This is a genomic window from Novosphingobium sp. 17-62-19, from assembly GCF_002256775.1.
Taxonomy (GTDB): Bacteria; Pseudomonadota; Alphaproteobacteria; order Sphingomonadales; family Sphingomonadaceae; genus Novosphingobium.
Genome location: NZ_NCII01000061.1, coordinates 20,200 through 32,438, shown reverse-complemented (window position 1 = coordinate 32,438; position 12,239 = coordinate 20,200). Strand labels below are relative to the sequence as shown.

9 protein-coding genes are annotated in these 12,239 nt (G+C 62.3%); 3 read left to right on the top strand and 6 right to left on the bottom strand.

Annotated elements, in window-relative coordinates; all coding sequences use genetic code 11:
- Window positions 1–133 precede the first annotated feature (133 nt).
- From glpD to B7X90_RS12025, 5 genes are read right to left on the bottom strand one after another with little or no spacing between them, the layout of a single operon-like run.
- Window positions 134–1,630 carry a glycerol-3-phosphate dehydrogenase gene (glpD, locus tag B7X90_RS12045; RefSeq protein WP_292624765.1) on the bottom strand — a complete coding sequence of 499 codons (1,497 nt, stop codon included), beginning with the start codon at window positions 1,628–1,630 and terminating at the stop codon, window positions 134–136.
- Window positions 1,630–2,718, bottom strand: coding sequence for an LLM class flavin-dependent oxidoreductase (locus B7X90_RS12040; RefSeq protein ID WP_292624763.1), 1,089 nt, complete (start codon window positions 2,716–2,718; stop codon window positions 1,630–1,632). The genes glpD and B7X90_RS12040 overlap by 1 nt, the downstream gene beginning before the upstream one ends.
- Before the next feature lie 37 nt (window positions 2,719–2,755).
- Entirely contained in the window at window positions 2,756–3,670 is a 915-nt protein-coding gene (locus B7X90_RS12035) for an aldo/keto reductase (RefSeq protein WP_292624761.1), read from the bottom strand.
- Entirely contained in the window at window positions 3,667–4,680 is a 1,014-nt protein-coding gene (locus B7X90_RS12030; protein ID WP_292624760.1) for a LacI family DNA-binding transcriptional regulator, read from the bottom strand. The genes B7X90_RS12035 and B7X90_RS12030 overlap by 4 nt, the downstream gene beginning before the upstream one ends.
- Window positions 4,677–6,701: an alpha-glucosidase gene (locus B7X90_RS12025; RefSeq protein ID WP_292624759.1), complete on the bottom strand. Its 2,025-nt coding sequence runs from the start codon at window positions 6,699–6,701 to the stop codon at window positions 4,677–4,679. The genes B7X90_RS12030 and B7X90_RS12025 overlap by 4 nt, the downstream gene beginning before the upstream one ends.
- Window positions 6,702–6,862: 161 nt before the next feature.
- Here B7X90_RS12025 and B7X90_RS12020 point away from each other — a divergent pair, with 161 nt between their 5' ends.
- Both B7X90_RS12020 and B7X90_RS12015 read left to right on the top strand, forming a co-directional pair.
- Window positions 6,863–9,199 (top strand): TonB-dependent receptor, encoded by a 2,337-nt coding sequence (locus B7X90_RS12020; RefSeq protein WP_292624757.1) that lies wholly within the window; start codon window positions 6,863–6,865, stop codon window positions 9,197–9,199.
- A gap of 162 nt (window positions 9,200–9,361) precedes the next feature.
- Window positions 9,362–9,622, top strand: a complete 261-nt coding sequence (locus B7X90_RS12015; RefSeq protein WP_292624756.1) for a hypothetical protein — start codon at window positions 9,362–9,364, stop codon at window positions 9,620–9,622.
- 60 nt (window positions 9,623–9,682) lie between these two features.
- Here B7X90_RS12015 and B7X90_RS12010 read toward each other — a convergent pair whose 3' ends face one another.
- The gene (locus B7X90_RS12010) at window positions 9,683–10,921 is read right to left on the bottom strand and encodes an MFS transporter (RefSeq protein ID WP_292624754.1); all 1,239 of its coding nucleotides are present in this window, start codon (window positions 10,919–10,921) and stop codon (window positions 9,683–9,685) included.
- Window positions 10,922–11,050: 129 nt separating this feature from the next.
- Between B7X90_RS12010 and B7X90_RS12005 the strand changes: the two genes are divergently transcribed.
- Window positions 11,051–12,130 (top strand): putative sulfate exporter family transporter, encoded by a 1,080-nt coding sequence (locus B7X90_RS12005; protein WP_292624767.1) that lies wholly within the window; start codon window positions 11,051–11,053, stop codon window positions 12,128–12,130.
- The last annotated feature ends 109 nt before the right edge of the window (window positions 12,131–12,239 follow it).

The following is a 12,239-nucleotide window of genomic DNA, read 5'->3' as shown; positions in this document are numbered from 1 at the left end:
CTTCTCCAGGTTCGAGTTCGCATCCGAACCCTAACAGAAGATCGACGGTGGCTACCCTGTCAGGGAAACCTTCTTACACCACCCAGTGGGACACGACCAGATTCTTCAAGGACGAGAATACAGCGTTGATCGGTCATGGCGCGGTCAATTCCCGCATGAAGCGACGCAGGCTTTCCTGCTGCTGCTCTGGCAGGCGTAGCCCCAATTTGGTGCGTCGCCACAGTACGTCATCTGCCTCACGCGCCCATTCGTGCGAAACCAGATAGCGCACTTCGCGCTCGGTCAGGCCGTGTCCGAAGTGTTCGCCGCAATCGGCAAGCGTTGCGGCATCGCCCAGCACGGTGGTGGCCAGCGTGCCGTAGTTGCGGAACAGACGTTCGGCCCATGCAGGTGCAAGAAAAGGGTAGCGTGCCTGCAGATCTACGATCCGCTGCACCACTTCCCCTACACCGAAATCACCCCCCGGCAGCGAATTGCAATCGGTCCAGTGGGTGCCGGACAATGCGGGAATGCGCTCGCCCATGCGATCCACCGCCTCTTCGGAAAGCGTGCGGAACGTAGTGATCTTGCCGCCAAAGACCGAAAGGATCGGTGCGCCTTCGGCAGGATCGCTTACCTCGAACGTATAGCCCCGCGTGGCCGCTTCCGGCTTGCCCGAACCATCATCCATCAGCGGGCGCACGCCGGAATAGCTCCAGACGACATCGGCAGGCATGACGGGCTTGCTAAAGAAGCGGCTCGCGCCCTCGCAAAGATAGGCCACCTCCTCGTCGCTCGCTACGATGGGTTGGCCCGCAACATGATCACGGTCGGTCGTGCCGATCAGCGTGTAGTCGTGTTCATAGGGTATGGCGAAGAAGATGCGTCCGTCGGGTAATTGAAAGAAGTAGGGATGCGGGTGGTCGAACAGTTTTGGCACCACGATGTGCGATCCGCGCACAAGGCGGATGGATTGCTTCGGAGCCTCCCCGCTGCGGCCAAGCACGGTCAGGACCGAAGGCCCCGCTGCGTTGATAACCGAGCGCGCGCAGAATGTGCCTTGCGCGGTTTCGATCCGCCAATGATCGCCATCGCGCTCCAGTCTTTCCACCGGGCAACGCGTGCGGACTTCGGCCCCTTTGTCAGCCGCATCACGCGCGTTCAGCACCACTAGCCGCGCGTCATCCACCCAACCATCCGAATAGACGAAACCGTACATAAACTCAGGCTTGAGCGCCGCGCCTGCCACATGGCGATCCAGCCGCACCGCTTCGGTCGCAGGCAATAGTCGCCGCTTGCCAAGGTGGTCGTATAGGAACAGCCCCAACCGCAGCAGCCAGCGCGGGCGCAACCCCTGCACCCACGGCAGCACAAAGCGCATTGGCCAGATGATGTGCGGCGCGATGGCCCACAGTTTCTCACGCTCGCCCAAAGCCTCGCGCACCAGTCCGAACTCGTAGTGCTCAAGGTAACGCAATCCGCCGTGGATCAGCTTGCTGGAATTGGACGACGTGCCGCTGGCAAGGTCGTGCGCTTCGAGCAGCAGCACTTTCGCGCCACGCCCCGCAGCATCGCGCGCAATTCCGGTGCCGTTGACGCCACCGCCAATCACGGCGACGTCAAACACAGTCTTGTCCACGGCGTCCGACATCAGATATCCAGCGGCCCGTGCTGGATATGCGGCAGCACATGGCGGGCAAACAGATCAGCCTCCTGCGCGTGCGGATAGCCTGACAGGATAAACGCCTCGATCCCCTCTGCCTGATAGGCGCGCAACTTGGCCAACACCTGATCGGGCGTGCCGACAATTGCCGCACCGCAGCCTGACCGAGCACGACCGATGCCAGTCCACAGGTTTTCTTCCACAAAGCCATCACCATCGGCCGCGCCGCGAAGTTCCTGCTGGCGCTGCACGCCGAAGTTCTTGGCATCCAGTGATTTCTCACGGATCGCCTTGCCTGCCTCGTCGTCCAGCTTGGACAGCAGACGGTCGGCATAGACCCGCGCCTCGTCCTCGGTTTCGCGCACGATCACATGGACGCGGTAGCCGAACTTCAGCGTACGGCCATAGTTTGCGGCGCGCGCCTTCATGTCGGCGATGGTTTCGCGCACCTTGTCCATCGTGTCGGGCCACATCAGGTAGACGTCACTCGCCTCTGCCGCACATTCGCGCGCATCGTGGCTCAACCCGCCGAAGTAGAACGCGGGACACTTGCCTGAAAGCGTGCTGATGCGTGGGGGATCCAGCTTGAGCTTGTAGAACTCCCCCTGAAAATCGAGCGATTCCCCGTTCAGCAGCGTGCGCACGATCTTCATGATCTCGGTCGCACGGGCATAGCGCGGGCCGCTGGCAATCGTCTCACCCGGCATGTCGGATGAGATGATATTGACGTTCAGCCGACCGCCTGTGCCTGCTGCATTCGGCCCGAGGATGCGGTCCAGTGTGGCGATGCGACGTGCCAGTTGTGGCGGCCAGTCCTCGCCCATGCGCGTAGCCCACAGCAGCTTGATCCGGCGCACTTGAGTGGCGACAGCAGCGGCAAAGGCAGTCGTATCCAGCCCAAGGCTATAACCCGATGGCAGCAGGATATTGTCGAACCCGCCTTCTTCGGCGCGCATCACGATGTTGCGGCAATGCTCCCAGCTTGATTGCAGGTATTTGTCCGGCACGCCCAGGAATTCGTAATCATCGTCGCACAGTGCCGAGAACCAGGCGATCTCGCAATTCTGTTCGGCCATCTTGCCTCTCCTTTTCACGGCGGGCGCAAGTCTTCTGTTACGGGAGCCGCTCGCCCCGCGCCGCAACCAGCACGGCGTACCAATCTGTACGTGTCCACTGCACCGTGAGCGCCTGCGCACCCTCGGCAATCCGCTCAGCCTTTTGCGATCCGATGATCGGGATGATCCCCGCCGGGTGCGCCATCAGCCATGAATAGGCCGCAACAGTGCGCGAAACGCCCTGTGCCTGCGCCACCACGTCGAGCGCCTCGGCCACGGCAATGTCCCGCGCAGTTTCGGGCGAGGCGAGACGGCCCCCACCCAGCGGCGACCATGCCATCGGCGTCAGGCCCATCATCATCGCCTGATCCAGTTCGCCGTTTTCGAAGCAATCGATCCGCAGCGGGCTGATTTCCGGCTGCGTCGTGACCAGCTTCTCGCCCAGAAAATGATTGAGCGCGGCGAGCTGCGGCATCGTGAAGTTCGACACACCCAACTTCCGAACTTTGCCCGAAGCGACAGCATCGTCCAGCACGCGCGCCACTTCCTGCGGATGAGCAAGAATATCCGGGCGATGGATCTGCCACAGGTCGATCACGTCCACCTTCAGGCGTGTGAGTGAATCCTCGATGGCCTTGCGCAGATAGTCAGCGCTCTGGTCATAGGGCAGCGGGGGCAGGATGCCGCCCTTGGTGGCCAATACCATCCGCTCACGCAGCGCAGGTTCGGCCGCCAGCACTTGGCCCAACAACGCCTCGGCATCGCCAAAGCCGCCCGCGCCGTCGAACCCGTAAATATCGGCAGTATCAAGGAAGTTGATCCCGGCATCCAGCGCGGCATGGACCAGCTTTGCCGCATCAGCAGCGCTGCGCCCATCCTCGGCCAGCCGCCACATGCCCCATGCAATAGGCGACACAGCAATGTCGCTCTTGCCAAGAGGACGGAAAGCAGGTGGCAATTGCAATTCGCTCATGAAACAGTCCTGTGTGGCGGCGCGACCGATGCGCGCTCTACGAGAGTATGAGGCAGACGACGGTGGGAAATATCGCCGCCCGCAATGAGAATTTCGGTGGCCGTGCGCGCCAGTTCGATCATCGGCTGATGGATCGTGGTCAGCGGAGGCCAGACCGTGCGGGCAAGCGTGGTGTCGTCAAAGCCTGCAACGGAAAGCTCTGCCGGCACATTGATCCCGCGATCATGCGCAATGGCCAGCACGCCCGCCGCCATATCGTCGTTCGACGCGAAGATCGCAGTGGGTCGGTTGGGCAGATCGAGCAGTGCATTGCCGCCGCGCGTGCCGGAATCGAAATCGAACTCGCCATCACACACCAGCACCGGGTCGTAGGAAATCCCCGCCCGGTCCAGCGCACGACGATAACCGAACAGTCGATCGTCCGAAGCCATGTGGTTCTGGTGGCCCTTGATAAAGCCGATGCGGCGGTGCCCTGCGTTGATCAGATGCGTGGTCATATCGTCCGCTGCCTGCGCATCGTCCATGAACACCGAACTGGTCAGCGCGTGATTGGTGCCGGGCGATATGCGCACGAAGGGAATGTCCATCGCCTCCAGCGCGCGCAGCACCGGGTCGCAATCGGTCACAGGAGAAGACAGGATGATCCCGTCTACATGGGTTTCGCTCACCAGCCCGCGCACCTGCTCTCCCACTTGCGGATCAGCCACATCGACAGGCTGGGCCAGCAGGCGGATGTTGTTTGCGCGGCAGAAGTCCCAGCAGCCGGTCTGGATCTGGAACATGTAGTACGGGCTGTGATTGTCGTAAATCAGCGCGATCTGGTTCGACTTTGCACCTGAAAGAATGCGCGCTGCAACGCTCGGCCGGAAATCGAGCGCGCGCATCGCTTCTTCGACACGCGCTTTGGTATCGGCGCTGACATAGGGATGCCCGTTCAGCACGCGGCTGACGGTTTTCACCGCCACTCCCGCCTTGGCCGCCACGTCCCGAATGTTTGACCGCTCGCTCATGCTTCCAGCACACCCTTCAATCCTTCGAACAGTGGCGCGAACGCGCTGTCCGGTCGGTAGAATACAGGTGGCTGACCGATCGGAGCAGGAATTTCATGCGTGCCGGGGGCAAAGTCCTCACCCGTCCAGCAATTTCGCCACGTTTCGGTCCCCGGAAGGACGACCCGGCGCGACGCAGCCCCTTCCTCGATCACCGGTGCCACCAGCAGATCGGCACCGTAAATGAACTGGTCCTGCACCGTAAAGAGCGCGGTTTCCTGCGGGTAGTGCAGGAACAGCGGACGTTGTGCCGGCAAGCCGCGCACGCTGGCTTCTTCACAAAGGTGGCGGACATAAGGTGCAAGGTGCGCGTGAACCCGGCTCCATCGGGCGAAACAAGCTAGCAGTTCAGGCGTGCTGTCATACTGCAGGTTGTCGTCAGGGCGGTTGCCCTCATGGCTGCGCATGACCGGTGCGAAGGCGGCGAGTTCACACCAGCGCTGCATCAGTTCGGCGGTGCGTACGTTGCCGTGGAGCGAGGTGTAGCCGCCGCAGTCCGAATGGCTGTAGGCATTGCCCACCAATCCTGCCGAAAGCGCGCCGGTGATGACCGTGCCGATGCCATCGTGGCGCGTAAAATCAACCGACTGGTCGCCCGCCCACAGTAGCGGGCAATAGCCTTGCACGCCCGAAAACCCAGCGCGCATGAAGAAAAGTGCATCGCCCGTCTTGCCGCGTGATTCCAGCGCCATGGCATTGACCTGCGCCCACAGCACCGGCCAGCGGTTGTGCGCGTCCATCGGATCGGAACCATCGGCGAGGCGTAGATCGGTCGGCAGGTATTCGCCAAAGTCGGCCATCCAGCCCGAAATGCCGATGTCGAGCATTTCACGCCCAAGGATACGCTCGGCAAACCAGGCACGTGTTTCAGCGCGGGTAAAATCGACCACGCCGCAGTCGAACTCACCGAAATCAACGAGGTACACCTCATCGCTGTCGGTCCGCAGGCAGAAATGTCCGCCCGCGCGTGCTTCCTCATACAGGTCACCGTCCACCGCGATATAGGGGTTGGCATAAGCAAGAAAGCGAATACCCCGTGCGTTCAGCGCCGCAATGCGCGCCGCCAGATCGGGATGGCGCTCTGCACTGCGCGCACCGCTGTGCCAGTCCCAGAACAGGCGTCGACCAAAGCTCGTTTCGCGCACACCTGCCCAGTCTTCACACCACAGGCCAGATACGGCAACGCCCGCTTCAATGAACTTCTCCAGACGGTCGAAGCTACTTCCACCCGATTTCAGCCCGACAATCGCGCCGCCGATGGCCCAATCGGGCAATTCAGGCTGACAGCCAAAACGTGCGGAAAGCTGCGAGACCAACCCTTGCGGCCCGGTATCGCCGAACACTTCAAACCGCGCCGCGCCGCTCCACACATCCACCGCATGAAACGCCGGATCGGTGAAGTCGAGCACACTGTAACAGCTCGCATCAAGATGCACCGCCAGCCAGCGCGAGGTCAGGAACGTGGGCTGCGGATAGTTGGTGTTCCAGTAATCGCCACCCGCCATACCCTCGGCGTCCATGCGCTGGGTGAGTTCGGTGGACTTGTCACGCCCCACCCCCGGCTCGCTCGTCCAGATCGGATAGCTGCGGCCGTTCAGCGCAAGGTAGCTCATCTGCTCGCCCCCGCCCCAGACGCACTCGCCGGATTCAGCATGGAACCGCACCCGCAAACGGTCATATCCGGGCACCAGCGCACTGACGGTCAAGGCGGTCTGTTCAACTGCAAGACGTGCGACGATCACGTCACCATCCAGCAGGACAATGCCGCCAGTGCTTTCACGCCAGCCCACAGGGACGATTTCTCCATGAGGGTTGTCGCCGATGCGGAAGTTACCCCGATACATCAGCACTTCAGAATTTCCACGCGCCATGACCACCGCAGGACAGGACTGCGTGTGACGCAGCACCAACCGATCCCCGAATCGGAGTTCGAACCCATCCATTCCGGCCACCAGCCGCAGTTCCAAAGGCGTTTTCCTCATCCCGGCAGCCCTACCGTGACCAATTGGCCGCAGGTGCTGTCCGTTTTTCTGACACCGCTTGACATATCGAGACAGTCATAGCAGATCAAGGGTCAATCGCGGCCGATCGACGAGGGAGCATGACTACCCTTGGAAGGCCGCTTTTTGCAGGGAGAGACACCATGAAATTCACCCACCGTCCGTCCGTGCGCGCCTTGGCCCTATCTGCCAGCGCCTTGTCGTTCGCCTTCGCGGGCCACGCAAATGCGCAGGAAGCGGCCGAAGAAACCGGCGGCATCAGCGAAATCGTCGTCACCGCGCAGAAGGTGGCGGAAAACGTGCAGGACGTGCCAATCGCTATCACCGCGATCACGGCAGACCGCCTCGAATCGAGCGGCGTCACCAGCCTTGAAGGGCTGACCCAGCTCGTCCCCTCGGTCACGTTTCGCAAAGGCACCACCAGCGCCAACAGCGCCATCGTGATGCGCGGCGTGGGCACGATCACCTTTTCGGTCGCCGCCGAACCCAGCGTTTCCACCGTGGTCGATGGCGTGGTGCTCAGCCGTTCGGGCCAGGCCTTCATGGACCTCGTTGACGCACAGCGCCTTGAAGTGCTGCGCGGCCCGCAAGGCACCCTTTTCGGAAAGAACGCCTCGGCAGGCCTCGTCAACATCGTGTCGAAGGGCGGCACCGATACGCTGCAAGGTGAAGTCCGCGCAGAATACTACGAAGATGAGGAATACCGCCTGCGCGGTGCCGTTTCCGGTCCTTTGGGTGAAGGCCTCAGCGCCCGCGTGACCGGGTTTTACGGCAACTATGATGGCAACATCACCAACGTGTTCGGCGGCCGCAATGAAAAGGTCAACGGTTACGAACACTACGGCGCACGCGGCATTCTCGACTACGAAAACGGCACCTCGCGCTTTCGCCTGATCGCGGACTATTTCAAGGCCAATGACGATTGCTGCGCCGACGTCACCACGGTCAGCCGTGGCGCGGTGCTGGATGCCGAACTCGGCCTGCCAGGCGGTGTGGCGCAAGGGCTGGACCAGCGCACTGTCAACCACAACCTCGTCACGCAGACCAAGGACCGTCAGTGGAGCCTCACCGCATCGGGTGATTTCGACGTGTTCGATAGCCACTCGCTCAGCGTGATCGCAGGCTATCGCAACTGGCAGAACGAAGAAGTGCGTGAGGGCGATTTCCTCCCCCGTGCCATCGTCGGCACCGGCGAATTGCATGACAACGGCGAAGTGCGCACCCAGCAACTCAGCCTCGAAGTGCGGCTTGCCTCTGACCAGACGCAGCCGTTCTTCTATCAGGTAGGCGCGTTTGCCTGGGGATCGAACAACCAGCAGGACTTCACCCGCCGCAACATCACCTGCAACACCTCCACCCTGCCCGTCGATCCGGTAACTGGCGCACGGCCCTGCAACACGGCAGACACGGTCAACACCCTGTTCCCCACGGCCACATCGTTCAGCGACGTGCAATCGCGTAACTACGCGGTGTTCGGCCAAGCCACCTATCGTTTCAGCGACATGATCTCGCTCACCGGCGGGTTGCGTTATACGAAGGATGAGCTGGACTACACGCACACCCGCGCACCGGGCGTGAATGCCACCACCGGCCTTCCCGCTACCGGCCCCGGCGTTTCGGGCGCTCCCGCAGGCGGCACGCTGGCTTCGGGCGGCAATGGCACCAACACTTCTGCCGGTTCAAGCAGCAACGGCAATCTCTCGGGCCGCGCCGTGCTGCAGTTCACCCCGTCGGACGACGTGATGCTCTACGGTAGCTACACACGTGGCTACAAGGGTCCGGCGTTCAACGTGTTCTTCAACCACACCGCACCGACCAACGCCATTCCGATCGACGAGGAAACCTCTGACGCCTTCGAAATCGGCCTGAAGTCGCAGTTCCTCGATAACCGCGTGCAGTTCAACGCTTCGGCCTTCACCGTCACCTACAACGGCTTCCAGGCGAACAACTTCGTGCTTCTCAACGGTGCGGTCGTTTCGAACCTGACCAACGCCGGTTCTGTGCGCAGCAAGGGCTTCGAAGCCGATCTGCTGGCCGTGCCGGTGAACGGGCTGACGCTGCGCGCAAGCGCCGCCTATGCCGATGCCAAGGTGCTGAAGTTCAACCCGAACCCCGACACCAACGCGCCCGACGCCCGCAACGGCACGCGCCTGCCGCTGGCCCCGAAGTTCACCTACACGCTGGGCGGCAGCTACGAACGGGATCTGGGCAGCGTGAAGCTCTACCTCGACACCGACTTCCGCCATGTCGGCAAGCAGTTCTCCGACCTTGGCGAGAGTGGCCCGATTGACGCCTATGGCATCTGGAACGCTTCGGTGGGCTTCTCGGACGCGGATGATCTCTATCGCCTGACGTTCCTGGCACGGAACATCACCGACAAGTCCTACGCGCTGCTCAACGTCAGCGCCGGCCAGCGCCTGCAGATCCCGCGCGACGCCGACCGCTACTTCGGCGTGAGCCTGCGCGCCAAGTTCCAGTAACCGTCGATCCTCCCTCGGCGTAAGAAGAGGCTCCGGGCGAAAGTCCGGGGCCTCTTTTTTGTTGTGGAATCAGGTGGCGGCTTGCCGGTGTCTTGCGTTGAATCCTGATGCTCCAGACACACCCTGTTGCGGGTGCTTGTCCGTTTCGATAGCCTCCGCCAAATGAGCGGATCAGTCGAACCAGATTCAGATGATGTGTGGCAGGACAGAGGTTTTGCCGCCGTGCAAGCATTTGCTGTTGAGCTTCGGGGACTTCACCAGAGCAACCCTTGGCCACATATCCCTGCGCTGCCACAGGCGATGGCCTATCTCATGACCGAACTTTGGGACCGCGGTTTCACCCAAACTCAAATCCGCGAAGGCTTCGAAACGGCTTTGATAGAGCTTCCAAAATACACCTTGGGCGATGAAATCAGACCTTAGGCTCACCCGAACATGCATCGCGCCCCCGCGAAGGCGGGGGCGCGGCACCAGCAAAAGAGCCTACTCCCCCGCCGCCAGTTCCAGCTTCGGCAACATCACCTGAATGAACCCCAGCGCCACCAGATACGCGCTCCCGCAGATCGCGAACAGCGGCCCGTAACCCAGCCCGTTGGTCAGCGACCAACCCGCAAATTCGATGATCCCCGTGCCCGACAGGTTCCCGGCAATCGCCCCCAGCGCGATCACGCTGGCGACGCGGGTGGCGGGGATGATGTCGGCGGTCATGCCGAAGACGTTGGTGGAAAAGCCCTGATGCGCAAACAGGCCAAGGCCGATCAGCACGGCGGCCAGCCACGGGTTGTCGGTCAGCAGCGCCAGCGGCATGGCCAGCACGACCAGCGCATAGAACAGCATCGACGTTTTACGCGCGGCGTTCACGCTGAAGTCCCGGCTCAGCAGGATCGGATACAGCCCGCCTGATGTCAGCGCGCCCAGCGCCGCCAGCGTGAAGATGATCGCGATGGGCCATCCCAACGCCCCCTGCCCCAGCCCAAACTGGCGGTTGAAGAAGTCGGGCATCCAGAACAGCACGAACCACCACACCGCATCGATGCAGAACTTCGCGCCGATCACCGTCCACGTCTTGCGGTCCCGCAGCAGCACGCCCCACGGCACGCGCGCGCGCTCGGGAATGTTGCCCAGCGGTTTGAGGTTGCGAGTGCCGAACCACCACCCGGCGAGCCACAGAAAACCAAGCGCGCCGGTGACCCAGAAGGCCGCCTGCCACCCGAAGGCCAAGGCGAATGGCGGGATCAGCAACGGTGTGAGGATCGCGCCGATATTGGGTGCCGTGTTGATCAACCCGATGGCAAAATTACGTTCCTTCACAGGAAGATAGATCGCCGCTGCCTTCAACCCCGCCGGTGTCGAGACCGATTCGCCCGCTGCCAGCACGATCCGCGCGACAACGAACTGCTGCACCGTTTGCGCCAGCGCATGGGCCATGCCCGCCGCGCTCCACACCGTGACCGCGATGGCATAGGCCACGCGCACGCCCAGCCGGTCGACAAACCAGCCGACAAACAGCAACGTGCCCGCCGCCGCGATCTGGAACGAGGAGCCAAGGTGCGCGTATTCCGCGTCCGACCAGCCAAACTCGGCCTCCAGCGTGGGCTTGAGCAGCGCCAGCACCTGCCGATCGACATAGTTCAGCGCATTGCCAAGGAACAACAGCGTCACGAGCGCAATCGCCGCACCGCGTCCCATGCCCCCTTGGCCCATGCCCTTACCCTGCGTCATGCGAAATTCTCCCAAACTTCGGTCGCTCTACTGGCGCTTCCCACTTGCACGATAGCCGCTGCCGCGCGTAAGGAAAGCATAATGTGACACCGCAGGACAGAGAGCGGGTCAATCGTGGGAGAACAGCACGTGGCGCGGCAGGAAATCGATTGGGATTCGCTCCCCTCTGCGGCTGACCTGTTCGGCGAAATGCACCTTGCCGAAACCGCTCCCGCCACCGCCGAACCGCGTGAGACGGTATTCCACGGGCTTGCCATCTGCGCAATTGCCGCCGCAGCCGCGGCATGGCTTTCTGAACACTACCACTTCCCGATCATCCTGCTCGGCCTGCTGATCGGCCTGTCGCTCAGCTTCGTGGCGCGCGACCCGCGCAGCCACATGGGCCTCGATTTCGCCTCGCGTACCTGCCTGCGCTTTGGCGTGGTGCTGCTGGGATTGCAGGTCACGTTCTCGCAGATCGGATCGCTGGGACCGGCACCGTTCGCGGCGCTGGTGGCGATCATGACGGTCACATTCCTCGCCGGAGTCGCAGGCGCAAAACTGGTCGGCCAGTCACGCTACACCGGCATTCTGGCAGGCGGAGCCACAGCGATCTGCGGGGCAAGCGCAGCGATGGCGCTCTATGGCATCATCGGGCGCGAACGGCTCAGCCAGTCGCAATTCGCCATCACGCTGGTCGTTGTCTCGCTTGCCAGTGCGCTGGCCATGTCGCTCTATCCGATCCTCGCCGAATACCTGCAATTGACTGACAGTCAGGCCGGCTTCCTGATCGGCGCGTCGATCCACGATGTCGCGCAGGCCATCGGCGGCGGCTACGCCTTTTCGGAAAGCGCGGGCAGCTATGCCACCATCGTCAAACTTTCGCGCGTGGCTCTCTTGGCACCCGTGGTGATCGTCACCGGGCTGGTGATAGGCAATGTGGGGCAAAGCAAGGATGGCCCGGTGTGGAAGCGCCTCGCCCTGCCGTGGTTCATCGTGGCGTTCTTCGGCGTGGTCCTGCTCAATTCGCTGGCCCCCATCCCCGCCCCTGCCCGCGATGCGGCGCTCAGCGGATCAAAAGGCCTGCTGCTGATAGCCGTGATCGCCACCGCCATGCGCAGCCGCCTCGACCTGCTGATGGAGACCGGGTTGAAGCCTGCAATCCCGGTGGCCATTGCCACGGTGGTGAGCTTCGTGGCCTCGCTCGCCGCTGCAATGCTGGTCGGCTGACCGCAAAGAAAACGTCGTCACCCTGAACTTGTTTCAGGGTCCATTTCTCACCACATGCGGCAGCCTGATGGGCACGATGGATCCTGAAACAAGTTCAGGATCACGGGTC